This window comes from Bradyrhizobium sp. DN3 (assembly GCF_041357655.1).
In the GTDB taxonomy this organism is placed as follows: domain Bacteria; phylum Pseudomonadota; class Alphaproteobacteria; order Rhizobiales; family Xanthobacteraceae; genus Bradyrhizobium.
This window is the reverse complement of sequence record NZ_JAULLN010000013.1, coordinates 159,583-185,390: the sequence shown is the minus strand read 5'-3', so window position 1 is coordinate 185,390 and position 25,808 is coordinate 159,583. Positions and strand designations below refer to the sequence as shown.

The window sequence follows — 25,808 nt, the reverse complement described above, 5'->3', positions numbered from 1 at the left end:
CGCAGTCTGCAAAGGCTAACCCCTGCGATCCCAAGGCAATCGCATTTGAAGGCGACTTCCCTGCGGCGATCCTTCGAGGCGCGCGCTCAGGCCGCTCAAAATACCATACGCGATTGCCCTGGCTGCGATCCTTTGCCCGCGCGGACAGCGACAAGGCACATCCGCGCGGCCGGTGGCCGTGATCGCCACCACCGCAAGTCCCTTCGCGGATGCATACAGCGTTGCCTGCATCCTTCTGGCGAGCGCTTAAGGAAACGAAAAGCTACGGCAAAACATGCCGTGGCAGCGATGCGCCGCGCTTGATCGCGGCAGCGTCTGCAAGGAGGCGCGAAGTCCCCCCAAATCGCCGCTGGCGAAGGCGCAGTTAGTGGCATACCATTTGCACGCCAACGGGCAGGTTTCACCTGCCCTTGGCCAATGATGGCCGGCATCACGGCAATAGTGGGAGGACTTCATGGATCGCAGGACCGTATTGAAGGGACTGGCTGGCGCGGGCAGCCTGGCGTTGACGGGTGGCCTCTCGGCCCCTGCGCTGTCGCAAGGCGCGGCGGCGCGCACGTTGCGCTTCGTGCCGCAAGCGAACCTCGCCAATTTCGATCCGATCTGGGGCACCCAATACGTCGTGCGCAATGCTGCCGCGATGGTCTGGGATACGCTCTACGGCATCGATTCCTCGCTCCAGCCGCAGCGGCAGATGGTCGAGTCCGAGGAGACCTCCGACGACGGCAGGACCTGGACATTCCGCTTAAGGCCTGGCCTCAAGTTCCATGACGGCGAGCCGGTGCTGAGCAAGGACGTCGTCGCGAGCCTTTCCCGCTGGGCGGCCCGCGATCCGATGGGCCTTATGATCAAGGCGCTCCAGCAGGAATTGACCGCTGTCGACGACCGCACCTTCAAATGGGTGCTGAAGCAGCCCTATCCGAAGATGCTTTACGCGCTGGCGAAGAACAATTCGCCTTGCTCGTTCATCATGCCGGAGCGCATCGCACAGACCGATCCGTTCAAGCAGATCACCGATTATGTCGGCTCCGGTCCGATGAAGTTCGTCAAGGGCGAATGGGTGCCCGGCGCGAAAGCCGTGTTCGAGAAGTTCGCCGACTACGTGCCGCGGCAAGAGAAAGCATCCTGGCTTGCGGGCGGCAAGCAGATCCTGATTGATCGCGTGGAGTGGGTGGTGATGCCGGACCCGGCGACCGCGGCGGCTGCGTTGCAGAACGGCGAGGTCGACTGGTGGGAGAACCCGATCGCCGATCTCGTGCCCGTGCTGAAGAAGAACAAGAACATCAGCGTCGACATCGGCGATCCCCTCGGCAATATCGGCTCGTTCCGCATGAACCACCTGTTCGCGCCGTTCAACGACGTGCGGGCGCGGCGCGCGGTGCTGATGGCGCTCAGCCAGGAAGACTATATGCGCGCGATCGTCGGCGACGACACCGCACTGTGGAAGCCGCTGCCGGGCTTCTTCACGCCGGACACGCCGCTCTACAGCGAACTGGGCGGCGAGATTCTCAAGGGCAAGCGCGACTTCGATGCCGCCAAGAAGCTGCTGGCCGAGAGTGGCTATTCCGGCCAGCCGGTGACGTGTCTGGTGGCGCAGGACCAGCCGATCACGAAGGCGCAAGGCGACGTCACCGCGGACCTCCTGAAACGGCTTGGCATGAATGTCGACTTCGTCGCGACCGATTGGGGCACGGTTGGCTCTCGCCGTGCGGCGAAGACGCCGCCGGGACAGGGCGGCTGGAACATGTTCCACAGCTGGCATGCCGGCGCCGACTGCATCACGCCCGCCGCCTACACCGCCATCCGTGCCAACGGCGACAAGGCCTGGTTCGGCTGGCCCAACAGCCCGAACACCGAGAAGGAGATTTCGGCCTGGTTCGACGCCAAGAATCTCGAGGAGGAGAAGGCCGCGATCGGGCGGGTCAATAAGGCGGCGCTCGAGGATGTCGTCTATGCGCCGACAGGCTTCTTCCTGACCTACACGGCCTGGCGCAAGAACGTCTCCGGCATCACCAAGGGGCCGCTGCCGTTCTTCTGGGGCGTGTCGAAGTCCGCATGATCGTGCGCTGAAGCCAGATGCTCTCTTACATCCTCCGTCGCATCGTCGCGACCTTGCCGGTGATGGCGATCGTCGCGCTGTTCGTGTTCAGCCTGCTCTACATCGCGCCGGGCGATCCCGCCGTGGTGATCGCGGGCGACCAGGCGAGCCCGGAGGATGTGGAGCGCATCCGCCAGAGCCTCGGCCTCGACCGTCCCTTCCTGGTCCAGTTCGGAAGCTGGGTCTGGCGCATCCTGCACGGCGATCTCGGCACCTCGATCTTCACCAATCTGCCGGTGTCGGCGATGATCGGCCAGCGCCTCGGACCGACGCTGTCGCTGATGATCGTCACGCTCCTGCTCACGATCGTGGTCGCGGTGCCGCTCGGTGTAGTGGCGGCTTGGAAGGCCGGCAGCCTGATCGACCGCGCCATCATGGGCTTTGCCGTGTTCGGCTTTTCGCTGCCGGTGTTCGTGGTCGGCTACATGCTCGCCTACGTCTTCGCGCTCGAATTGGAATGGCTTCCGGTGCAGGGCTATACGCCGCTCACGGCAGGCTTCTGGCCATGGCTCGAGAACCTGATTCTGCCGGCAATCGCGCTCGGCTGCGTCTATATCGCGCTGGTCGCGCGCATCACCCGCGCGGCCATGCTCGAAGTGTTGCAGCAGGACTATATCCGCACCGCGCGCGCCAAGGGCCTCGGGCAGGGCGGCATTCTGTTCATTCACGCGCTCAAGAACGCGGCGGTGCCGATCGTCACGGTGATTGGGATCGGCATCGCGCTCCTGATCGGCGGCGCGGTGGTCACGGAGAGCGTGTTCGCGATCCCCGGCCTTGGCCGGCTCACGATCGATGCGATCCTGCGCCGCGACTATCCCGTCATCCAGGGCATCGTGCTGCTGTTCAGCTTCGTCTACGTCCTCGTCAATCTGATGATCGACGTCATCTACACGCTCGTTGACCCGAGGATCCGCTATTGACCGATACGACCGTCAATTCGCAATCGCTTCCCGCCGGCCTCGTCGTCGCGCCGCAACTGCCCGAGATCCTGCGGCCGGTCACGATCCGGCGCGGCTTCATCGGGCTCTTGCGCGGCCATCCCACCGTCGCGATTGGTGGCGCGCTGCTGCTGACGCTGGTCCTGATCGCGATTTTCGCAGCCCATCTCGGAACGGTCGACCCGACCGCGCTGGCGCCGGCCAAGCGCACCCGGGCGCCGTCGGCCGATTTCTGGTTCGGCACTGACGTGCTCGGCCGCGACATCTATTCGCGCGTGCTGTTCGGCGCGCGGGTCTCGCTCACGGTCGGGCTATCGGTTGCGATCTTCGCGTCCGCGGCGGGCCTCGCCATCGGCATGGTCTCCGGCTTCATCCGCTGGGCCGACGGCATTTTGATGCGCTTCATGGACGGGCTGATGTCGATCCCGCCGATCTTGCTCGCGATCGCGCTGATGGCGCTGACGCGCGGCAGCGTCGGCAACGTCGTCCTCGCCATAACCATCGCGGAAATCCCGCGCGTCTCGCGCCTCGTGCGCAGCGTGGTGCTGTCGCTGCGCGAGCAGCCTTATGTGGACGCAGCCGTCGCCTGCGGCACGCGCACGCCGATGATCATTTTGCGCCACATCCTGCCCAACACGGTGGCGCCGATGCTGGTGCAGGCGACCTATATCTGCGCCAGCGCCATGATCACGGAGGCGATCCTGTCCTTCATCGGCGCCGGGACGCCGCCGACCATTCCGTCCTGGGGCAACATCATGGCCGAGGGCCGTGCATTGTGGCAGGTCAAGCCCTACATCGTGTTCTTTCCGGCGGCGTTCCTGTCCGTCACCGTGCTCGCCGTGAACCTGCTTGGCGATGGCCTTCGCGATGCGCTCGATCCGCGCATGGCCAAGAGCCTCTGATGTATCGAGGCTGATCGCGATGGCGCTGCTCGAAGTCGAGAACCTCCAGACCCATTTCCGCACCCCCGGCGGCATCAACCGCGCCGTCGACGGCGTGTCCTTCCATGTCAACGAAGGCGAGACGCTCGCCATCGTCGGCGAATCCGGCTGCGGCAAGTCGGTGACCTCGATGTCGCTGATGCGGCTCGTCCCGGAGCCGCCGGGCAGGATCGCCGGCGCCATCCGCTTTGCGGGCAGGGACCTGCTGCAACTGTCCGATCGTGAGATGCGCGCCATCCGCGGCAACGACATCTCGATGATCTTCCAGGAACCGATGACGAGCCTGAACCCGGTCCTCACCGTCGGGCGCCAGATCCGCGAGACCTTGATGATCCATCAGGGCCTGGACAAGCAGGCTGCCGAGACGCATGCGATCGAGATGCTGACGCTGGTCGGCATTCCCGAGCCGAAGCGCCGCGTGCGCGAATATCCGCACCAGCTCTCCGGCGGCATGCGCCAGCGTGTCATGATCGCCATCGCGCTCGCCTGCAATCCGAAGCTCCTCATCGCGGACGAGCCGACCACGGCGCTCGACGTGACCATCCAGGCACAAATTCTCAAGCTGATGCTGGACCTCAAGCGCCGGGTTGGCGCGGCCATCATCCTGATCACCCACGATCTCGGCGTCGTCGCCGAAATCGCTGAACGCGTCATGGTGATGTATGCCGGCCGCAAGGTCGAGGAAGCGCCTGTCGCCGAGCTGTTTCGCTCGCCGCGCCATCCCTATACGCAGGGCCTGCTCGGCGCGGTGCCAAAGCTTGGCTCCTCGCTCGCCGGGACGGCAACGAGGCTCGCCGAGATCCCGGGGCAGGTGCCTGATCTGCGCAAGCCCATCACCGGCTGCGTCTTTGCCGGGCGCTGTGCGCTTGCGACCGATCTTTGCCGGCAATATGCGCCGGGACTCGAAGAGAAGGGGCCCCGTCACATCGCCGCCTGCCACTATGCGGCCAAGGGAGCTGTCGCGGCATGAGTCCTCCGCTGCTCCAGGTCAACGACCTCAAGAAGCACTTTCCGGTCAAGACCGGCCTGTTCGGCCGCAAGTCCGAATTCGTCTATGCAGTCGACGGCGTGTCGTTCGAGATCGCGCGCGGCGAGACACTGTCGCTGGTCGGCGAGTCCGGCTGCGGCAAGTCGACGGTCGGCCGCGCCATCCTGCGGCTGTTCGACATCACTGCGGGACAGGTCATCCTCGACGGCCAGCGGATCGACGACGCTGCGCCGAGCACGATGCGCCAGATGCGCCGCCGCGTGCAGGTGGTGTTCCAGGATCCGTTCTCGAGCCTCAATCCGCGCATGCGCGTGCGCGACATCCTGGCCGAGCCGATCCGCAATTTCGGTCTCGCCAAGTCCGCGGAAGACCTCGAGCTGCGCGTCACCGCGCTGATGGATACCGTGCGCCTGCCGCGCGAGGCGTTGAACCGCCGGCCGCACGAGTTCTCCGGCGGCCAGCGCCAGCGCATCGGCATCGCGCGGGCGCTGGCGGCCGAGCCCGAGCTGATCGTCTGCGACGAGGCGGTCTCCGCGCTCGACGTCTCGGTCAAGGCGCAGATCGTCAACCTGCTCCAGGATCTCCAGCGCGAATTCGGCCTCGCGCTCTTGTTCATCAGCCATGATCTCGCGATCGTCGAGCATATGACGCACCGCGTCGCGGTGATGTATCTCGGCAAGATCGTCGAGGTCGCCCCGCGCCGCGAGATCTTTGCGGCACCGAGACATCCCTACACCAAGGCGCTGCTCTCCGCGGTGCCGCTGCCCGAGCCCGGCGCCCAGCGCCATCCCATCATCCTCAAAGGCGACGTGCCGAGCCCGATCAATCCGCCGCGCGGATGCCGCTTCCACACCCGCTGCCCCTTCGTCTTCGATCGCTGCCGGACCGAGGAGCCGGTGCTTCGCGCGATTGGAGCCGAGCAGTGGGTGGCCTGTCATCTCGAAGAGGGGGCGCCGGCGACGAGCAGCTAAAGCGTGATGAGATCAGGCTTGTTTGCTGCACCGAAGGTGCGCTCCCTCTCCCGCTTGCGGGAGAGGGTTGGGGAGAGGGTGTCTCCGCAATGGGACAGTCCCCTAGAGGAGAAAGCCCTGACCCGGCGCTGCGCGCCGACCTCTCCCGCGAGCGGGAGAGGTGAACGAGCCGCCCCGGAATCGATTGAACCTGAAGCCATTGCGCTTTGCGATCGACGAGCTAAAGCGCGCTCGACGCGACGGAAATTTGTATGCAAAAACAACCCCGTTCTACTGTGCATGGGGTTGTTTTTGCGTTTTTGATTTGGCCGGCCTCAACCCTGCCGGCGCAGGAAGCCCGTGATCGTGACCTTTTCCCAGATGCCGGCGGCGGCAAAGGGATCGGCGCGGTTGAAGGCTTCGACTTCGCCACGGCCGGGCGCCTCGATCAGGAACAGGCTGCCGATCATGGTCGCGCCGTCGTCGGAAACGAGCGGCCCCGACATCACGATCTTGACGCCGAAGCGCGATGTGTCGCCCAGGAAAGCCTTGTGGGCGTCGTAATTGGCAAGCCGGGTCGGCAGCGCGCCGGCGCGGTCGACGGCGTGAATGGCGAACAGCATGATGTCTCCGTTTCTTGCTTCAGTTCTTGGGACGGCCGCGAGCGGCGGCCGTCCGGACTTGACGTGATCGGTTAGTCTACTTGGCGCCGAGCTTGCCCGCTTCCTCGAAGGTCGGGCAGGTCCGCTGCTCCAGCGGCACGTCGAACGGCCCAAAATTGTCCTTGGTGATGACGGTCGGCTTCAGCACGATCTCGTTGATGACCGGCTGGTTGCGCAAGGAGCGGATCGCCATCATGGTGCCGAGGCACCCTTGCGCAAATCCGTTATAGTCGCCGCTCGCGAGCAGCTTGCCGGATTTGATCGCGTCGATCGCTTCCTTGGTGCCGTTGATGCCGATCACCTGGGCTTTGCGGTTGGCGCCGTCGAGCGCCTCGATCGCGCCGACCGCCATGGCATCGTTGGCGGCGAGCACGCCGTCGATCTGCGAGTTCGACTGCATCAGGTTCTCCATCACCTGGAGCGCCTGCAGCCGCTGGTAATTGCCGGGCTGCGAGGCCAGCAGCTTGGCGCCCGGAGCCTCCTTCAGCGCAGCGTTGAAGCCGCGGACGCGGTCGACATTGGTCAGTGAGCCCTTGACGCCCTCGATGATGACGATGTTGCCCTTGCCGCCCAGCGTCTTGAGCAGGTAGCGCGCGGTCTCGAGCCCAAGGCTGTAATCGTCGGCGCCGACGAAGGAGAGGAATTTGCCACCCGCCGAACGGTCGGTGATGTTGACGACGGGGATTTTGGCCTCGTTGATCTTCTCGACCCCCGGCACCATCGCCTTGTAGTCGACCGGCGTGAAGACGATCGCGCTCGGCTTCTTCACGACGACGTCCTCGATCTGGCTGAGCTGCTCGGGGATGCTGTCGGGCTTGGTCGGGATGTACTGCAGCGTCTTCGCGTTCAGCGTCTTCGCCATGTTGTCGGCGCCGACCCGCACCGTCTGGAAGAACGGGTTGGTCTGGTTCTTGGTGAAGACGGCGATGGTCTCGCCGTCGGCGCGCGCTCCCGTGGTGAACGCAGCCGCCATCAGCAGCGGCAGCGTCAGATAGCCAAGTTTCAGTTTCATGTAGCCTCCATCCCTCATTTTGCTTGTTGGATTTCTAAAAGCTCATTGCGCGCGGCGGCGGGTCTTCATGTCGAGCCAGACCGCGAGAATGACGATGATGCCTGTCACCAGCGGCTGCCAGTTGGCGCTGACCGAGAGCAGGTTCATGCCGTTCAGCACCAAGGTCAGGATCAGTACGCCGATGAAGGTGCCGAACACGGTGCCGACGCCGCCGAACAGCGAGGTGCCGCCGATCAGCACCGCCGCAATCGCCGGCAACGTCAGGCTTTCGCCGATATCGGCCTCGGCCGAATTCAGGCGCGACAGGAAGATGATCGAAGCGAGTCCCGCCATGGTGCCGGAGACGGCATAGACCAGCAGCAGGCGGCGCGCGACGGGGATGCCGGAGAGCCGGGCGGCGACCGGATTGGCGCCGATCGCATAGATCTCCTGGCCCCAGATCGTCCGTTGCGCGAACAGCGTCCCGATGCCGAGGAACACCAGCAGCAGATAGACCGGGATCGGAAGGCCGAACAGATAGCCGCTGCCGATCTGGCGGAAGCCGGCGGGGAAGCCGTGAAGGGTCTCGCCCGCCATGTACCAATAAGTGAGGCCGTTCAGCACCCATAGCATGCCATAGGTGGCGATGAAGGAGGGGATGCGGAGCGCGGTGACCATGACGCCGTTGAGGAGGCCAACGATGCCGCCGCAGGCAAGCCCGGTGAGGATGCCGAGCGCCGGCGAGCCGGTCTTGTGGATCACCGTGCCGGCGATACAGGCCGACAGCGCGACATTGGCGCCGACAGAGAGGTCGAGGCCGGCGGTCAAGACCACCAGCGTCAGGCCGGAGGCGATGAAGAAGGTCAGGCTCGCCTGCCTCAGCACGTTGAGGATGTTGCCGAGGCTCAGGAAGGAATCGCTGAGCACGGCCAGCACCGCGCAGATCAGCAGTGCCGCGAGCAGGCGATAGAACAGCTGGATCGCGTCCTGCGATAGGAAGGAGCGGGGCGGCGCGATGGCATCTTTGGTGATGTCGGTCATGCGCGGCTCCTGAGGCCATCGAGGAACAGCGCGACGATGACGAGCACGCCGACGCTTGCGACCTGCACCGAGGACGGCAGCGAGATCAGGTTCAGCCCATTGCGCAACACGCCGACCGCAATCACGCCCAGTACGGTGCCGAGCAGCCAGCCATTGCCGCGCTCGAACGACGTGCCGCCGACGGCGACGGCCGCGATGGCATCGAATTCGAGACCAAGGCCGGCGGTGGGATGGCCGGAATTCATCCGCGCAGTCATCAACAGGCCCGCGATTCCTGCCATGGCGCCGCCGATCGCATAGACTGCGATCAGCAGCTTGTTCGGCGAGAGTCCGGCATAGCGCAGCGCCTCGCGATTGCCGCCCAGCGCGAAGATATAGGTGCCGAAGCGGGTGTGATAGAGCAGGCCGTGAAAGGCCGCATAGGTCACCAGCGCCATCACGATCGGCACGGGAATGCCGAGAAGTGTCGCCGAGTAGATGTCGCGCACGCTGTGGGGAATGCCGACCACGCTCTGGCCGTCGCTGACGATCAGCGACAGGCCCTGCGCCATGCCGAGCGTGCCCAGCGTCGCGACAAAGGGCGGAATGCCCAGGATCGCGACCAGCCAGCCGTTGACGATGCCGAAGCCCGCGCCGACCAGCAGGCCGGCACCTAACCCCAGCAACATCGATTTCGTCGCGAGCGACACGATCGCGACGCAGAGCGAGGTCAGCGTCAGCACCGCGCCCATCGACAGGTCCAGCCCCTCGGTCATGATGATCAGTGTCATCGGCAGCGCGAGCATGGTCAGGATGGTCGACTGCACCAGCACGTTGGAGAGGTTGGCGACCGACAGGAAGCCGGGCGCGATTGCGCTGAACAGCGCGATCAGCAGCACCAGCACCATGGCAACGCCGGGAATGCGTTGCAGCGGATTGGGTTGCGAGATGACCGCGGCTTCACGCATAATGCATCCCCAGTCGCACGATGTTCTCCTCGGTCAGTTCGTTGCGTGTCAGGTGCCCGGCGATGCGGCCCTCGCGCATCACATAGGCGCGGTCGCAGACATGGCAGATCTCGACCTGTTCGGACGAGATCATCAAGGCGGCCGCGCCGTCCGCGACGAGGCGGTCGATCAGGGCAAAGATCTCCGACTTGGCGCCGATGTCGATGCCGCGCGTCGGTTCGTCGAAGATGAACAGCTTCGAGCCGGCCGCCAGCCACTTGCCGATCACGACCTTCTGCTGGTTGCCGCCCGAGAGCAGGCCAACGGTCTGGCGCGCACTCGGTGTCGCGATCCTCAATTGCCGGATCAGGCCGTCGGAGGTGCGCTGCGCACTGCGCTGGTCGAACAGGCCGCTCGGGAACAGCTTTCGCAGCGCCGATACCACCAGATTATCGCTGACTGATCGTAGCAGCGCGAGGCCCTCGCTCTTGCGGCTCTCCGGGATCAGCGCGATGCCGCGGCGGGCGGCAAGGTCAGGCTCGCCGGAGATGGTCTTGCCGTCGAAGACGATCTCGCCCGATGTCATGGGATCGGCGCCGAAAATGGCGCGGGCAACCTCGCTGCGGCCGGAGCCGACGAGGCCGCACAGGCCGACGATCTCGCCCCGGCGCACCTCGATGTTGATGTCGGAGATGCCGGTCGAGGAGGTCAGGCCCTTGACCTCCAGCAGCACCTCGCCGGGCTTGTCGGCAAAGTTGCGCGGGTAGGTCATGTCGACATTGCGGCCGACCATCATGCGAACGAGCTGGTCCGGTGTCACGTCGGCGGGCCGGACGCCGTCGATGCGGCGGCCGTCGCGCAGCACGGTGATGCGGTCGCCGAGCGCGAACACCTCGGCCATCCGGTGTGAGATGTAGACGATCGACACGCCGTCGGCCTTCAGCCGCGCGATCAGCGCGAACAGCAGTTCGGTCTCGCGGTCGGACAGCGCGGCCGTCGGCTCGTCCATCACGAGGATGCGGGCGTTCTGGCTGATCGCCTTGGCGATCTCGACCATCTGCTGCTGTGCCACCCCTAACTTGTCGACGGTGGTGGAAGGATCGATGTCGAAACCGATGGTGCTGAGGACACGACGCGCGTCAGCCAGGATCTTGCGGCGGTCGATGCTTCCGGGAATGCGGCCTTTCGGCTCGCGACCGAGGAAGATGTTCTGGGCGATATCGAGATAGGGGACCAGCGAGAATTCCTGGAAGATGACGGCAATGCCGAGCTTCTGCGCATCCGCGGTCGAGCTGATCTCGACCTTCTCGCCCTTGTAGAAGAATTCGCCGGCATCGGCGCGGTAGGCGCCGCACAGCACCTTCATCAGGCTCGACTTGCCGGCGCCGTTCTCGCCCAGCAGCATATGGACTTCGCCGGGGTAGACGGCGAAGGACACGTCATCCAGCGCCTTGACGCCGGGAAATTCCTTGCTGATGCCGCGCAGCTCCAAGAGCGGTGTCGGCGGAGAGGGTTCAACGGCCAATGCTGCGCTGCTCATGCCTGCGCTCCGCTGGCAAAGATCTTTCCGGGATTCATGAGACCGTTCGGGTCGAGTGCGGTCTTGACCTGCCGCATCACGTTGACGGCCTCGCCGAGCTCGTCGGTGAGATAATCGATCTTGCCGAGCCCGATGCCGTGCTCGCCGGTGCAGGTGCCGTCCATGGCGATGGCGCGCGCGACCATGCGGGCCTGGAGCGCCTTGGCGCCCTCGATCTCGTCGGACTTTGCCGTGTCGATCAGGATCAGCATGTGGAAATTGCCGTCGCCGACATGGCCGACGATCGGCGCCGTGAAACCGTGCTCGTCCGCATCGCGCCGCGTCTCGGTCAGGCATTCGGCCAGCCGCGAGATCGGCACGCAGACATCGGTGATCACCGCGCGTGCACCGGGTCGCAAGCCGAGGCCCGCATAGAGCGTGTTGTCGCGGGCGTGCCAGAGCCGGCTGCGGTCTTCCGGCGCCTTGGCCCAGGCAAAGCCATGGCCGCCATGGTCGGCGGCGATGGCCTGCGCGGCCTCGGCCTGCTCGGCGACGGAAGCCTCGGAGCCATGGAATTCGAAGAACAAGGTCGGGGCCTCGCGATAGCCGAGCTTGGCGTAGGCATTGATGCCGCGCATCATGACGTCGTCGAGCAACTCGATGCGCGCGACGGGGATTGCCGACTGGATCACGGAAATGGCGGTATCGACGGCGTTTTGCAGGCTATCGAAGCTGCACACCGCGGCGGAGATCGCCTGCGGCACGGGATGTACCTTCAGCGTGATCTCGGTGATGACACCAAGCGTGCCTTCGGCGCCGACGAACATGCGCGTCAGATCATAGCCGGCCGCCGATTTGCGCGCGCGCTTGGCGGTGCGGATCACGCGCCCATCCGCGAGCACCACCTCCAGCGCCATGACATTGTCCTTCATGGTGCCGTAGCGCACCGCCATGGTGCCGGAGGCGCGCGTGGAGGTCATGCCGCCGATCGAGGCGTCCGCGCCCGGGTCGATCGGAAAGAACAGGCCGGTCGCCCGCAGCTCCGCATTGAGCTGTTTTCGCGTGATGCCGGGCTGCACCACGACATCCATGTCGCTGTCGTGCACGGCAAGCATCTTGTTCATGCGCGCGAAATCGAAGCAGACGCCGCCGGCAACCGCGGCGGCGTTGCCTTCGAGGGAGGTGCCGGCGCCGAACGGGACGATCGGCATCCCCGCGCTCGCGCAGAGTTTCACGATCTCGGCGACCTCCTGCGTTGTTTCAGGGAAGACGACGATGTCGGGCGGCAGATTGCGGTAATGCGACTCGCTCTGCCCGTGCTGATCGAGCACGCCGCGCGCGACGCTGGCGCGCGGGCCGATCATGCCGGTGAGGCGATCGGCCAATGCTGACGTGCTGATCCGCGGTCCCATCCTTCGTCCCTCTCTGCCCCGATGACGGACTCTTGCCGGTCCGCTGCGTTGTCGTTCGGCTTAGGCGGCTTGCGCGTTGCTCGCAACCTGCTTCAGGCCGAAATCATAGTTGAGATGAAAATACGCGCTGTCCACCATGCGACCATCCGGCGCATGGCCGGCAGGGTGGCGGACGAATTCGCGGATCAGGCTGTCCTTGACGCCGAACACCACGTCGGAGTCGAGATACTGGTCGCCGGCGACGAACACGTGGGTCACCAGCTGCTCGAAACCGGGCGACGAGATCATGAAGTGCACATGGGCGGGACGCCAGGGATGGCGGCCCTGGACCTCCAGCATCTCGCCCACCGGGCCGTCATGCGGGATCGGATAGGCGGCCGGCTTGATCGACCAGAAATGGAAGCGGCCGTTCTGGTCGGTGTGGAAGCGGGCACGCATCGCGAGATCGCCGATGGCGTCGAGCTGCTGCACGTCGTAATAGCCGTCATCGTCGGAATGCCAGACGTCGACCACGGCGCCCGCAAGCGGGTTTCCGTCAACGGTCGAGACCGAACCGGTGACCAGCATCGGATCGCCTTCCATCGGACCCGAGATATCGGCGCCGCTCTCCTTCTCCGGCGCGGCCTGGACGAAGAACGGACCGAGCACCGTGGTTTCGGTCGCGCCCTCCGGCACCGGATGGTTGATCGCGTCGACCAGCATGGAGACCCCGAGCGTATCCGACAGCAGGATGAACTCCTGACGCTTGTCGTCGCACATGTGCCCGGTGCGGGTCAGGAAGTCGATGCCGTATTCCCATTCCTTCTGGGTCGGCCGCACCTCTCGGACGAAGGCATGAAGGTGACGGACCAGCGCCTCGCTGATTTGCTTGATGCGCGGATCGGTCGCCCCCGCGATCCGCTCCAGCACCGCGTCCGTGATCGTGTTCTCGTTGAAGTTACGCATGTGTGCCTCCGTTGATCACAGCTTCGGCTCGCCGAGGCCGGACAACCGTTCGAGATGCTTGACGGTCGCAATGAAGTCGGTCTCGCCGTCGCCCTGCGCGACCAACGAGCCATAGGTCTCGCGCACTTGCGCCGCGAGCTGCAGCGGCACGCCGACGGCGTGGCCGGCGCCGAGGATGAGGTCGAGATCCTTGGCCATCTGCTTGCAGGAGAAAGTGGACTCGAAATCGCGGTTGCGCAGCGGCGCAGTCTTGTACTTCACCATCGGCGAAGCCACTGCACTATCGTCGAGCACCTTCAAGATGTCTTGCCAGGCGATGCCGCCCTTGCGCGCCAGCGCCAGGCTCTCCGCCATCATCGCCGCCGAGACTGCGATCATCAAATTGACCGAGAGTTTTGCGTAGCGTGCTTCCTCGGCCGGCCCGAGATAGGTCTGCGCACGGGTGAAGGCCGCGAACAGCGGCTTTGCCTTGTCAAAGGCATCCTTCGGCCCCGAGACGAAGCAGGTCAGCGCGCCGGTGTGCACGATGCTGGCATTGCCGGAGACCGGCGAGCGAAGATAGGCAATGCCGCGCGCCTGCGCGGCGGCTGCAACCTCGGTAGAAGCCTCGACGCTCACGGTGCTGGTCTCGATGAGAACAGCTCCGGACGCCATCGCGGCGATGAGGCCGGCAGGACCGAGCAGCGCGCCGCGCAAGGCAGCGTCGTCGGGCAGGGACGTGACGACTGCCGTCTTGCCGCTCACGGCCTCGGCCGGCGTAGCGGCAATCGCAATGCCTTGCGCGCGTGCCTCGTTGATCCGCGCCGCGCTCTGATCGAATGCGGTGACGGCGTAACCGGCCTTGGCGACGAGCACCGACATCGGCAGGCCCATCTTGCCGATCCCGATGAAAGCGACATTCCTTGAAGCATCAGTCATTGTTCTTGTCCATTGGCGCCTTCAGGCGGCGCGTCCCTGTCGTTCGATGTCCTGCACCAGCCGTCGGCCGGATTGTTCCAGCAGTTCTTTTTTGCTCTCGAGCGCTTCGACCAGCAGCCGGCCATTTCGCTTCTTCCAGGCGCCGCCGATCATGACCGCCTCGATATTGGCGAGGCTCGTCTGCATCACCACTGTCGCGACGGGATCGTGCACCGGGAAAAGGTTGAGATCGGAAGCGTTGATGATGACGAGGTCGGCGAGCTTGCCCGGCGTCAACGAACCGATCTGATGCTCGCGGCCGAGCATGCGGGCGCCTTCGGTCGTGATCCAGCGCAGCGCCTCGCGCACCGGAATCGTGGTCGTTGCCGGGATGGTGCCCCTGGCCTTGCGCGTCTCCGCATTGTCGAGCGCCCGCTGCATCGAGAGCGCGACGCGCGCAACGGAGAGGAGATCGCCGGCCAGTACGGATTCCAGATCGATACCAATGGTCGGCCGCACGCCGCGCTTCAGCAACCGTCCGGTGATCGGAAAGCCATGGCCCTGGATCATCTCGTTCTCGGGCGTGACCGAAAAGGACACGCCGAGATCGATCATCCGGTCGAGCAGATCGTCGGGCAGATCGTTGCCATGAACGATGTTGACGCCGGCGCCGACGAGGCCGGCCTCGATCAGCTTTTCCCAGCCACCCGGCGTCTTGGCGGGGCCGCCGCCCTGATGCATCGATGCGATCAGTTTGAGCTCCCGTGCCAGGCGGAAGTCGTGCATGGCGACGTCGAGCGTCGAGTAATGCGGGCCGAGAATGGCGAGCCCGAGCGTAACGAGGCCGTCGCGGTCGGCGAGAGGGCCCGCCAGCAACCGCTCCACCTCGCGGCACGGATGCGGGATTTCCGAGAAATGCGGCTCGCCGGGCTTCGGCTCGGGTTTCGGCGAGCCATGAAAGAAGGCGGCGCGGATGCCGCTCTCGATCAGGCCGCGAACCGCAGCGTCGGTGTGATCTGGCGTCGGATTGTTGTGGCACCAGTCGACGAGTGTCGTCGTGCCGCAATTGATCTGGTTCAGCGCGCCGACCAGCGTCGCGATATGGATGTCCTCGGGTCGGAACACGGTCGCAAGGCCGGCATGCATGCGGCGGAAATATTCCAGCAGCGTCCAGTTCGCGGCATAGCCGCGCAAACCCGTCTGCCAGGTGTGCATATGCGCGTTGATCAGGCCCGGGATGACGATCCGTCCCTTGCCGTCGACAACCTCCGTGTCGGCCGCGACGTCGATCGATGGCCGCACATCGGCGATTCGGCTGCCCTCGACCAGCACGTCGCCGGTCGAGAGGTCGCCGATCGCGTCATCCATGCTGATGACGGTGGCTGATTTGATCAGCGTGCGCCGCATCGCTTCACGCCGCCGGTTTGATAGCGCCCGGCGGCTCGCCGGCCCAGGCGCGCGCGATCAGGTCGCGGATGGCGCTCCGCTCGAGCGGACGCGGATTCCAGTAGGCGTTGGTGACGGCGAGATCGGCCGCCTTGTCGATGCCGCTCTCGGGCATGCCGACGTCGCGCAGCGCAAGCTTTGCATCCAGCCGCTTCGCAAGGTCGTACAGCCCTTGGGAGGCATCGGCCGCGCCAATCGCGCGCGCGATGCGCGCCATCGCATCTGGCACCGCCGGTGCATTGTAGGCCAGCGCATGCGGCAGCACGATGGTGTGCGTTTCGGCATGCGGCAGATCAAAAGTGCCGCCGAGCGTGTGACAGAGCTTGTGATGCAGTGCCATGCCGACGGTGCCGAGGCAGACGCCGCATAACCAGGCGCCATAGAGCGCCTCGGTGCGCGCGTCGCGATCGTCGCTCCTCGCGGCGATGGCGGGCAGGGCGCGGGCCAGCGCGCGGATGCCTTCTTCCGCCATCAGCGATGTCACGGGATTGGCGTCGCGCGCGTAGAGCGCTTCCACCGCATGTGCGATCGCGTTGATGCCGGAGGTCGCAGCTAAGCTCGCCGGCAGCGTCAGGGTCAGGTCGACATCGTAGATCACGGTCTCCGGCAGCACGGCGGCATCGCGCACCGTGGTCTTCAGGCCGTTCTCGGTCTGGCCGACGATCGGTGTCATCTCCGAGCCGGCATAGGTGGTGGGGATGCAGAGCTGGTTGACGCCGGTGCGCAAGGCGAGCGCCTTGCCAAGGCCGGTGGTCGATCCGCCGCCGAGCGAGACGACGCAGTCGGCCTCGCATGCCTTCATGGCGGCGAGCGCGCGCTCCGTGACCTCGACCGGGGTATGCATGATGGCGCCGGAAAACAGGCCCGCATAGAGCGGCCCGAGCGACGCACCGAGACTCTTGCCCTGCGTCTCCTGCTGCGGCGTCGTCAGCACCAGCGCGCGCTTGCCGCCGAGCCGCTCGACTTCAGCCTTGGCGGAGGCAAGCGTTCCGCTGCCGAACACAACACGGCAGGGTAGGTTTTCAAAGGTGAACGAACCGATCATGCGCCGGTCTCTTTGATGGGATAATCGACCTGGAAGCGTCCGATCCGCAAGTCGCCCAGCGCCTCGCGAACGCGCAAATGTTCGGGGTGATTGGCGTAGGCGCTGAGCGCGGCCTCGTTGGTGAACTCGGAGAACAGGACGACGTCGCAGGCGTAATCGACCGCGCTGACATCCAGGCCGACCTCGATATGGGTGAGGCCGTCGATCCGGCCGCGCAGGCCTTCGAACAGGGTCTTGACCTTGATCCGGGCGGCGGATCGCTCCGCCGGGGTCTCCCCGCGCAGCCGCCACATCACGATGTGCCTGATCGGGCCCGACATTTCCCTGTTTCCTCGCCTGCTATCTTGCTTGTGTTGAGGCTATTTTGACTTGCGGGAGGCGGAAATAAAGGCCAATAATCGTAACTCTCTTTTCCTAAAAGTGGAAAAATGGATCGCCTGGCGCAATTGGAGGTCTTTTCCAAGACGGCCGAGCTCGGCAGCCTGTCCAAGGCCGCCGAAGCGCTGCGCATGTCGAACGCGGCCGCGAGCCGCCATCTCAGCGCGCTCGAGGAGCGGCTCGCCGTCCGGCTGATCGAGCGCAACACCCGCCGCCTGTGGCTGACGGAGGCGGGGCAGGAGCTGCTGGAGCGTTCCAGCCGGGTCTTGAACGAACTGGCCGAGGCCGAGGACATCGTCAGCGATCGCGCGCTGTCGCCGCAGGGCACCCTGCGTGTCACGAGCTCGCTATCCTTTGCGGTGATCTATCTGGCGCCGATGCTGCCGGCCTTCCGCGCGCGCTATCCGAAGCTCAACATGCAGATCACCACCGCCAACCGCTACCCCGATTTCATCGAGGCCGGCATCGACGTTGCGATCCGGACGCGCGAGCAGGAGCCGGATTCGAACATCATCGTCCGCCGCATCGGCCAGATGCGTCGCGTGCTCGCGGCCGCACCCTCCTATCTCGCAAGCTGCGGTGCGCCGGAACAGCCCGCCGATCTCGCGCGTCACAACATGCTGGTCTACAATCTCGCCAACGATCCCTATTCGCTGCGCCTGCGCAAGGGCCATGGCGCGCAGACGGTGCGCATCACGCCGACGCTCGACAGCAATGACGGCCAGGTCATCCGCGGCGCGGCATTGGCAGGTCTCGGTATCCTCATCCAGCCGCTCTACATCGTCCAAAGCGATATCGCCGCGGGCCGGCTCGTCCCCGTCCTGATGGACTGGGAGCTGCCACTGCTCACCATGAACATCGCCTATCAGAACCGCGCCGGGCTGCCGGCCAAGATCCGGGTGTTCTCGGACTTCCTGGTCAGCCACATCCGCGAGCATTCGGAGCCGGGGATCTGGATCGACGCGGCGAAGTGAGCGGGAGCATCCATGTATCTCGGCATCGATCTCGGCACCTCCGCAGTCAAGACCGTTCTCATCGACGCTGCGCAGCGCGTGATTGCGAGCGAGAGCCGGCCGCTCACGACCGTCTCGCCGCAATCCGGTTACTACGAGCAAGATCCCGCGCAGTGGATCGATGCGACCTTTGCCACGCTGGATGCCCTGAAGGCATCGCATGCCGGCGAGCTGGCGGCGGTCGAAGGCATTGGACTATCCGGCCAGATGCACGGTGCCACGCTGCTCGATGCGAGCTTAAGGCCCTTGCGGCCCTGCATCCTCTGGAACGACGGGCGGTCGGCCGCTGAATGCCGTATCCTGGAGCAGCGCTGGCCCGCCTTGCGTGCGACGTCGGGCAACAAAGCGATGCCGGGATTCACCGCACCGAAGCTGCTCTGGATCGCGACCCACGAGCCTGACATCTTTGCGGCGACCAAGCTCGTTCTGCTTCCGAAGGCCTATCTGCGCCTGGTGCTGAGCGGCGAGGCCATCGAGGACGTCTCGGATGCATCGGGATCGCTGTGGCTCGACGCCGCGCGTCGGGACTGGTCGGATTCAGCATTGGCAGCGACCGGCCTGTCGCGCGATCACATGCCGCGTCTGGTCGAGGGATGCGCGCCCGCAACGACCCTGCGTGCCGAGCTCGCGCGGCGCTGGGGTATGACCCGGCAGCCGGTGATCGCGGGCGGAGCCGGCGACAATCCGGCCGGCGCCGTCGGCATCGGCGCGATCGGGCCGGGAACCGCGTTCATATCGCTGGGAACCTCCGGCGCCCTCATGGCACCGACCAGCAGAATCGCCGCCAGCCCCGACCGCGCGGTGCATACATTCTGCCATGCCATTCCCGCCATGTGGATTCAGGCCGGCGCGATCCTCTCGGCCGCCTCTTGCCTCGCTTGGCTCGCGCGCCTGTTCGGCGTCGGCGAGGCCGAGCTGCTGGCGCCGCTTGGAGCGCGCCCGCAGGCGCCGTCGCCTGTGAGCTTCCTGCCTTATCTCGCAGGCGAGCGGACGCCGCACGATGATCCCGCCGTGCGCGGCATGCTGGATGGTCTGAGCCATGGCACCGATCGCGGGACGATCGTGCAGGCGGTGCTCGAGGGCGTTGCCTTCGCGCTTGCCGATTGTCGCGACGCGCTCGCGGATGCCGGCATTGCGATTGCGGGAGCCGATGTCATTGGTGGTGGTTCGCGGTCCCCATTCTGGCTCTCGGTACTGGCAAACGTGCTGAATGTTCCGGTCCATCGCTTCGTTGGAGGTGAGACCGGCGCCGCGTTCGGTGCGGCGAGATTGGGGCGGCTTGCTGTCACCGGTGAGGCAATCGCTGCCGTATGCACGCGGCCAGAGCGCATCGAGACGTTCGAGCCCGACGCTGAACTTGTCGATACCTATGCCGGGCGGCTTCCCGCATGGCGCGAACTGTATCGGCCGCGCCACTAGCCTGCCCAATCTGGATTCCCATACCTCGGTATACTCGCCTTCGGTATTGCCCTGCGTCACCCGCTTTTGTTTAATGACCAAACCGCGCTGGGCAAGAAACGAGACGCGGGTGGGAAACGCATTGTGCGCGGGAGGCACGATGAACGATCCGATCCTCGAGATGCGCGGGGTCTCAAAATCCTTCTTTGGCATCAAGGCGCTGCGGGCCGTCGATCTCACCGTCTATGCCGGCGAAATTCATGCTTTGATGGGTGAGAACGGCGCCGGCAAGTCGACGCTGATGAAGATCCTGTCCGGCGCCTACCGGCCTGATCCGGGCGGCGAGATCCGCATCGAGGGCAGCCCGGTGCGGATCGAAGGTCCGCTCGGCGGCCGCGCGGCGGGCATCTCCATCATCTATCAGGAGCTGTCGCTCGCGCCCAATCTCAGTGTTGCCGAGAATATCTATTTGGGGCGAGAGATATCGCGATCAGGTTTGCTGGCGCGCGGCGCCATGCGCGAGGGTGTCGGCCCGATCCTGAAACGACTGGGCGCAGACTTCCTGCCGTGGACGCTGGTGGCGCATCTGTCCATGGGCCAGCGGCAGCTGGTCGAGATCGCGCGTGCGCTGCACGCCAGATCAAAGATCCTGATCATGGACGAGCCGACCACCTCGTTGTCGGCCGCCGAGAGCGAGCGGCTGTTCGCGCTGATCCGCCAGCTTCGCTCCGAGGGGCTTGCCATCATCTACATCTCGCATCGCATGGACGAGGTCTATGCGCTCGGCGACCGTGTCACCGTGCTCCGCGACGGCAGGCTGGTCGGGTCGCTCGACAAGCCTGAGATCCGCGCCGACACCATCGTCCGGCTGATGGTCGGGCGTGACGTCTCCTCGTTTTACAAGAAGGATCACGATCCGGAGGCGGGGCGGGGGCATCCCGTGCTTGCAGCGATCGACATGGCCGATGGCCAGCGCGTCAAGGGTTGCTCGCTGACTGTGCATGCAGGCGAGGTCGTGGGGCTTGCCGGCCTGATCGGTGCCGGTCGCACCGAGCTTGCGCATCTCATCATCGGTGCCGCACCGAGAACATCGGGCCGTCTCGAACTCGAGGGACGTCCGATCGACATCCGTACCCCCGGCGCGGCACTCGAGGCCGGCATCGCCTATCTGACCGAGGACAGGAAGGCGCTCGGCCTGTTTCTCGACATGTCATGTCTGGACAACATCAATCTCGCAGTGCTCGCGCGCGATGCCAAGCTCGGCTGGTTTCTGGATCGCGACAAGGCGCGCGAGCGCGCCGACCGGGCCTTCGCGGGGCTCAGCATCCGCGCCGCCGACGTCGCCGTCCCCGCCGGTGGCCTGTCCGGCGGCAACCAGCAGAAGGTGCTGCTGTCACGGCTTCTCGCCATTGCGCCGAAGGTTCTGATCCTCGACGAGCCGACGCGTGGCGTCGACGTCGGCGCCAAGTCCGAGATCTATTCGATCATCGACAATCTGGCCAAGGCCGGCACCGCGATCCTCGTCATCTCGTCCGACCTGCCCGAGATCATCGGCATCTGCGACCGCGTCATCGTGATGCGCGCCGGACACATCGCCGGTGAGATCAGGCGCGAAGCTGCGGCTCCCCTGAACCAGGAAGACATCATGACGCTCGCCACCGGGATGGAGCAACTCGATGCATGACGGCTCTCCGAAGGTGGACACTGCCACAGCTGCCGGCCTTGCGGCTGCGCAAGAGACGAAGCGTCAACGCATAAGAGTGCTGATCAGCGCGCTCGGCATGCTGCCAGTGCTGTTGATCCTGTGCGTCGGTTTCCATTTTCTGTCCGAGGGCCGCTTCTTCACCGGACAAAATCTCGGCATCGTGTTGCAGCAGGCCGCGGTGAATACCGTGCTCGCCGCGGGCATGACCTTCGTCATCCTCACCGGCGGCATCGATCTCTCGGTCGGCTCGATCCTGGCGGCCTCCGCGATGGCGGGGTTGACGCTCTCCAAGCTGCCGGAGCTCGGGATGCTGTGGCTGCCGGCCGCGCTGCTCACGGGCCTTGGCTTCGGCGTCATCAATGGCGCGCTGATTGCGCTGCTCCGCCTGCCGCCTTTCATCGTCACGCTCGGTTCTCTCACCGCCGTACGCGGCCTGGCGCGACTGCTCGGGGCCGACACCACCGTGTTCAATCCGTCCATTCCTTATGCCTTCATCGGCAATGGCTCGCTGACGCTCGTCCCCGGCGTTGCCTCGATCCCGTGGCTCTCGGTGATCGCCTTGCTCGTCATCTTCGTCTCCTGGCTGGTGCTGCGCCGGACCGTGCTCGGCGTGCACATCTATGCGGTGGGCGGCAATGAGAGCGCGGCGCGGCTTGCCGGCATCAAGGTCTGGGCCGTGCTGATCTTCGTCTACGGTGTCTCCGGACTTTTCGCCGGGCTCGGCGGCGCCATGCAAGCGGCGCGGCTCTATGCGGCCAATGGCCTGCAGCTCGGGCAGTCCTATGAACTCGATGCGATCACCGCCGTGATCCTCGGCGGCACCTCGTTCGTCGGCGGCATCGGCTCGATCTGGGGCACGCTGGTTGGCGCGCTGATCATCGCCGTCTTGTCGAACGGCCTCATCCTCATCGGTGTCTCCGACATCTGGCAATATGTGATCAAGGGCCTGGTGATCATCGGCGCCGTGGCGCTGGATCGTTACCGGCTGCAGGGTTCTGCCAGAACTTGAAGGGCTCGGCGCGCACCTGGAGTGCGCATGGCTTGATGAGAGGTTCCGTTGCGGCAACTGGTCTGCCGTGCCGGGGACGAAGACAGACCAGGGAGGAAGCCATGTTGAAGACGATCATGCTCGCCGGCGCCGCGATGGCGCTTGCCCTAAGCACCGCGCCATCCTTTGCCAAGGAGCTCAAGTCGATCGGCGTCTCGCTGGGATCGATGGGTAACCCATTCTTCGTCGCGCTGTCGAAGGGCGCCGAGTTCGAGGCGAAAAAGACCAATCCTAACGTGAAGATCACGACGGTCGGCTTCGAATACGACCTCGGCAAGCAGGTCACCCAGATCGACAATTTCATTGCCGCCGGCGTCGACCTGATTCTGTTGAACCCCGGCGATCCCAAAGCGATCGGGCCGGCGATCAAGAAGGCGCAGGCGGCCGGCATCGTCGTCGTTGCGGTCGACACCGCGGCCGAAGGCGCCGACGCCACCGTGACCACGAACAACGTGCAGGCCGGCGAGATTTCCTGCCAGTACATCGTCGACAAATTGGGCGGCAAGGGCGACGTCATCATCGAGAACGGGCCGCAGGTCTCCGCCGTGATCGACCGTGTCGTCGGCTGCAAGAACGTCCTCTCAAAGAATGCCGGCATCAAGGTGTTGTCCAGCGACCAGGACGGCAAGGGCTCGCGCGAAGGCGGCCTCACCGTCGCGCAGGGCTATCTGACCCGTTTCCCTAAGATCGACGCCATCTTCGCCATCAACGATCCGCAGGCGATCGGCACTGATCTTGCCGCGCGCCAGCAGAACCGCAGCGGCATTGTCATCACGGCGGTCGACGGCGCGCCGGATATCGAGGCCGCGCTGAAGGATCCGCAGTCGCCGCAGATCCAGGCGTCGGCTTCGCAGGACCCGTTCTTCATGGCGCGGCGGGCCGTGCAGGTCGGTGTCGGCATTCTCAATGGCCAGAAGCCGGCCTCGACCGTCGAGCTGTTGCCTTCGAAGCTCGTGACCCGGGACAATGTCGCCGAGTACAAGGGCTGGACCTCGGATCGTTCTCAGTAGAACACCGTCCCTGCTGGGTGCGAGCGACACACGAAACGACGGGCGGCACCCACGCCGCCCGTATGCAGAGCCGTCAATACACGAGCTGATCTGCCATACGAGGGCGTGGGCCGCCTGTTGTGTTAGCCTTGCGCAATCTCGATCGCTCGATTCGGAAGCAGAACTCGTGAAAGCCAGGACATCCGGCACCGCGTGGCGGCATGCCAACATAGGTCGCTTGCTCAACAACGCGGTGCGGCGTTTCGAGGGCCGCGTGCTCGAACTGATGAGCGAGCGGGGGCACAACGAGACACGCATTGCGCATGTCGGCCTCACGCGCAATCTCGACGTCGAGGGGACGAGGCTCACCGAGCTTGCCCGCCGTGCATCCATGAGCAAGCAGGCGATGGGCGAGCTGGTCGATCAATGCGCCGAGCTCGGCCTCGTCGATCGCATCGCCGATCCGACCGACCGGCGTGCGCGCATCGTCATGTTCACCCCGGCCGGGCGCAAATGGCTGGATGCATTCCGCGATGCCGTCGACATCGCCGAGCAGGAGATGCGCGCCGAGCTGGGCAAGGCCACGATGGACGCGATCCTGAAGGGGCTCGCGGTCTACGGCACGGAGTTCGACACGCTCGACTCCGATTAGTCAGGCTACTTGACTATATCGTCAGGCAACCTTACCATGCAGGATATTGCTGGTAGGGAGAAGCGTCTTGGAAACACGTCTGACGGCCGCGGTGCTCATCGTGGGCGGGGGGCCCTGCGGGCTGATGCTGGCCAACGAGCTCGGCCGGCGCGGCGTGTCCGCAATCCTGGTCGATGAGAAGCCGGGCACGGCATTCAATCCGCAGGCCAATGCGACGCAGGCGCGCTCGATGGAGCATTATCGGCGGCTGGGCTTTGCCGACGAGATCAGGCGCGAAGGACTGCCCGCGGATTACCCGACCGACGTCGCGTATTTCACGCGCTATACCGGTTACGAGCTGGCGCGGTTCGCGTTGCCGTCGTCGTCGCGGGCAGGTGAGCTCATCAAGGGCATGTCGGGCTCCTGGAGCGCCGCGGAGCTGCCGCATCGGGTCTCGCAGAAATATGTCGAGGCGGTGCTGCGCCGCCATGCCGAACGGCTTGCCGGCATAAAGCTGAACTATGGCCACAGGCTGATCGGCTACATCGAAGGCGATGACGGCATCGTCGGCGACATCGAGTGCATCGATGATGGCAGCCGCTTTCAGGTTCGGGCCGACTTCCTTGTCGGCGCCGACGGGCCGCGCTCGATGGTCCGGCAATCGCTCGGGATCGTCTATGGCGGCGAGACCGGGACACAGCGCGATTTCATGGGCGGCCGCATGCTGGCGGTCTATCTCCGCGCACCGGAGTTTTACGCGAGCATCCCGCATGCCAAGGCGTGGATGTACAATTGCTTCAACGGCGACCGCCGCGCCTTCATGGCCTCCGTGAACGGACGTGACGAATTTGCGTTCCACACGCAGCTCCGGCCGGGCGAAGACGAAAGTGCGATTACGATCAACGAGGCCAGGGCGGCGTTCCAGCGCGCCTGCGGCGCGCCGATCGATTGCGAGGTGTTGTCGTTCCTGACCTGGACCGCGGGTCACGCGCTGGTCGCCGATGGAATGCAGCGGGGCAGGGTCTTTCTCGGTGGCGATGCAGCGCACCTGTTCACGCCGACCGGCGGGCTCGGCTACAACACCGCGATCGAGGATGCGGTCAATCTCGGCTGGAAGCTCGCAAGCGTCGTCAAGGGCGTGAGCCCGATGGCGCTGCTTGATAGTTACGAGATCGAGCGGCGTCCGGTCGCGCTTCGCAACACCGATTATGCGCGGCGCTTCGCCGACTCTCTTGGCCTGTTCGCGCCCGCACCGGAGATCGAGGACGCCACGGACGAAGGTCGCGAGGTGCGACGGATTGCGGGCATCTATCTCGAACAGCACGCCCGTGCCGAATTCAACATTCCCGGCGTGACGTTCGGAGGACGTTACGACGGCTCGCCGATCATCATTTCCGATGGCAGCGAGCCGCCGCCCGACGCTGCGAACGTCTACATTCCGAGCGCCTGTCCCGGCGGCCGCGCGCCGCATGCGTGGCTGGAAGACGGCGTGTCCTTGTACGATCTGTTCGGATTCGAGTGGACGCTGCTCCAGTTCGGCGAGGTCATGTCCGCTCATTCGTCATTCACTGATGCCATCCGCGCGATCGGGGCCGATGTGAAGCTCGTCACGCTGCCAAAATCCTTGCGCGATCTCTACGAGGCGGACCTTGCCCTGATACGTCCGGATCAGATCGTGGCCTGGCGCGGTGCCGCGTCGCAGGCCGGAGCGATCGGACGCGTCCTTGCCCGCGCAGTCGGGCATGGCGCAAGCGACGGCGCGCGGCTGGCAAGCTGAACGATTCCTGCCGCTGCATTCAAGCTGCGCCAGCACGGCCAATAACAACAAGACGACGACAACACCGGAG

Annotated in this window: 23 protein-coding genes; 12 read left to right on the top strand and 11 right to left on the bottom strand. The window is 65.2% G+C overall.

The window, feature by feature from the left end; genetic code table 11:
• Positions 1–454: 454 nt before the first annotated feature.
• Genes AAE027_RS20655 through AAE027_RS20635 form a run of 5 tightly spaced genes read left to right on the top strand, consistent with a single transcriptional unit; the run spans position 455 to position 5,936 of the window.
• Positions 455–2,059 carry an ABC transporter substrate-binding protein gene (locus AAE027_RS20655; RefSeq protein WP_370988652.1) on the top strand — a complete coding sequence of 535 codons (1,605 nt, stop codon included), beginning with the start codon at positions 455–457 and terminating at the stop codon, positions 2,057–2,059.
• A gap of 17 nt (positions 2,060–2,076) precedes the next feature.
• Positions 2,077–3,018 carry an ABC transporter permease gene (locus AAE027_RS20650; protein WP_128934789.1) on the top strand — a complete coding sequence of 314 codons (942 nt, stop codon included), beginning with the start codon at positions 2,077–2,079 and terminating at the stop codon, positions 3,016–3,018.
• Complete coding sequence (locus AAE027_RS20645; RefSeq protein ID WP_370988651.1) at positions 3,015–3,938, top strand: ABC transporter permease; 924 nt, start codon at positions 3,015–3,017, stop codon at positions 3,936–3,938. Before AAE027_RS20650 ends, AAE027_RS20645 begins: the two co-directional genes overlap by 4 nt.
• A 19-nt stretch (positions 3,939–3,957) precedes the next feature.
• Positions 3,958–4,947 carry an ABC transporter ATP-binding protein gene (locus AAE027_RS20640; RefSeq protein WP_370988650.1) on the top strand — a complete coding sequence of 330 codons (990 nt, stop codon included), beginning with the start codon at positions 3,958–3,960 and terminating at the stop codon, positions 4,945–4,947.
• Complete coding sequence (locus AAE027_RS20635) at positions 4,944–5,936, top strand: ABC transporter ATP-binding protein (protein WP_370988649.1); 993 nt, start codon at positions 4,944–4,946, stop codon at positions 5,934–5,936. The genes AAE027_RS20640 and AAE027_RS20635 overlap by 4 nt, the downstream gene beginning before the upstream one ends.
• A gap of 314 nt (positions 5,937–6,250) precedes the next feature.
• On the opposite strand, the gene AAE027_RS20630 is transcribed toward AAE027_RS20635, so the two are convergent.
• The 11 genes from AAE027_RS20630 to AAE027_RS20580 all read right to left on the bottom strand — a co-directional run bounded on the left by AAE027_RS20630 (position 6,251) and on the right by AAE027_RS20580 (position 17,119).
• A complete protein-coding gene (locus AAE027_RS20630) occupies positions 6,251–6,538 on the bottom strand; it encodes a YciI family protein (RefSeq protein ID WP_370988648.1) in 288 nt (95 codons plus the stop codon).
• Positions 6,539–6,614: 76 nt separating this feature from the next.
• Positions 6,615–7,589, bottom strand: a complete 975-nt coding sequence (locus AAE027_RS20625) for a sugar ABC transporter substrate-binding protein (RefSeq protein WP_370988647.1) — start codon at positions 7,587–7,589, stop codon at positions 6,615–6,617.
• Positions 7,590–7,631: 42 nt separating this feature from the next.
• Entirely contained in the window at positions 7,632–8,609 is a 978-nt protein-coding gene (locus tag AAE027_RS20620; protein WP_370988646.1) for an ABC transporter permease, read from the bottom strand.
• Positions 8,606–9,556 carry an ABC transporter permease gene (locus AAE027_RS20615; protein ID WP_370988645.1) on the bottom strand — a complete coding sequence of 317 codons (951 nt, stop codon included), beginning with the start codon at positions 9,554–9,556 and terminating at the stop codon, positions 8,606–8,608. Before AAE027_RS20615 ends, AAE027_RS20620 begins: the two co-directional genes overlap by 4 nt.
• Complete coding sequence (locus AAE027_RS20610; protein WP_370988644.1) at positions 9,549–11,075, bottom strand: sugar ABC transporter ATP-binding protein; 1,527 nt, start codon at positions 11,073–11,075, stop codon at positions 9,549–9,551. Before AAE027_RS20610 ends, AAE027_RS20615 begins: the two co-directional genes overlap by 8 nt.
• Entirely contained in the window at positions 11,072–12,466 is a 1,395-nt protein-coding gene (locus tag AAE027_RS20605) for an FAD-linked oxidase C-terminal domain-containing protein (RefSeq protein WP_370988643.1), read from the bottom strand. The genes AAE027_RS20610 and AAE027_RS20605 overlap by 4 nt, the downstream gene beginning before the upstream one ends.
• Before the next feature lie 60 nt (positions 12,467–12,526).
• Entirely contained in the window at positions 12,527–13,411 is an 885-nt protein-coding gene (locus AAE027_RS20600; RefSeq protein ID WP_370988642.1) for an intradiol ring-cleavage dioxygenase, read from the bottom strand.
• 15 nt (positions 13,412–13,426) lie between these two features.
• Positions 13,427–14,329, bottom strand: a complete 903-nt coding sequence (locus tag AAE027_RS20595) for an NAD(P)-dependent oxidoreductase (RefSeq protein ID WP_370988641.1) — start codon at positions 14,327–14,329, stop codon at positions 13,427–13,429.
• Between the two features lie 21 nt (positions 14,330–14,350).
• Positions 14,351–15,715 (bottom strand): amidohydrolase family protein, encoded by a 1,365-nt coding sequence (locus tag AAE027_RS20590; protein ID WP_370988639.1) that lies wholly within the window; start codon positions 15,713–15,715, stop codon positions 14,351–14,353.
• Positions 15,716–15,719: 4 nt separating this feature from the next.
• Positions 15,720–16,799: a maleylacetate reductase gene (locus AAE027_RS20585; RefSeq protein WP_370988637.1), complete on the bottom strand. Its 1,080-nt coding sequence runs from the start codon at positions 16,797–16,799 to the stop codon at positions 15,720–15,722.
• Complete coding sequence (locus AAE027_RS20580; RefSeq protein ID WP_370988636.1) at positions 16,796–17,119, bottom strand: Dabb family protein; 324 nt, start codon at positions 17,117–17,119, stop codon at positions 16,796–16,798. The genes AAE027_RS20585 and AAE027_RS20580 overlap by 4 nt, the downstream gene beginning before the upstream one ends.
• A gap of 108 nt (positions 17,120–17,227) precedes the next feature.
• On the opposite strand from AAE027_RS20580, the gene AAE027_RS20575 reads away from it, so the two are divergent.
• From AAE027_RS20575 to AAE027_RS20545, 7 genes are all read left to right on the top strand, one after another.
• Positions 17,228–18,151 (top strand): LysR family transcriptional regulator, encoded by a 924-nt coding sequence (locus tag AAE027_RS20575; protein ID WP_370988635.1) that lies wholly within the window; start codon positions 17,228–17,230, stop codon positions 18,149–18,151.
• Between the two features lie 12 nt (positions 18,152–18,163).
• On the top strand, positions 18,164–19,609 hold the full coding sequence (gene xylB / locus AAE027_RS20570) for a xylulokinase (RefSeq protein WP_370988634.1): 1,446 nt from the start codon (positions 18,164–18,166) through the stop codon (positions 19,607–19,609).
• Positions 19,610–19,748: 139 nt separating this feature from the next.
• Complete coding sequence (locus AAE027_RS20565; RefSeq protein WP_370988633.1) at positions 19,749–21,272, top strand: sugar ABC transporter ATP-binding protein; 1,524 nt, start codon at positions 19,749–19,751, stop codon at positions 21,270–21,272.
• Complete coding sequence (locus AAE027_RS20560; RefSeq protein ID WP_370988632.1) at positions 21,265–22,302, top strand: ABC transporter permease subunit; 1,038 nt, start codon at positions 21,265–21,267, stop codon at positions 22,300–22,302. Before AAE027_RS20565 ends, AAE027_RS20560 begins: the two co-directional genes overlap by 8 nt.
• Positions 22,303–22,403: 101 nt before the next feature.
• Positions 22,404–23,351 (top strand): ABC transporter substrate-binding protein, encoded by a 948-nt coding sequence (locus tag AAE027_RS20555; RefSeq protein WP_370988631.1) that lies wholly within the window; start codon positions 22,404–22,406, stop codon positions 23,349–23,351.
• Positions 23,352–23,517: 166 nt separating this feature from the next.
• On the top strand, positions 23,518–23,982 hold the full coding sequence (locus tag AAE027_RS20550) for a MarR family winged helix-turn-helix transcriptional regulator (RefSeq protein ID WP_370988630.1): 465 nt from the start codon (positions 23,518–23,520) through the stop codon (positions 23,980–23,982).
• A gap of 67 nt (positions 23,983–24,049) precedes the next feature.
• Positions 24,050–25,738: an FAD-dependent oxidoreductase gene (locus tag AAE027_RS20545; protein ID WP_370988628.1), complete on the top strand. Its 1,689-nt coding sequence runs from the start codon at positions 24,050–24,052 to the stop codon at positions 25,736–25,738.
• Positions 25,739–25,808 lie beyond the last annotated feature (70 nt).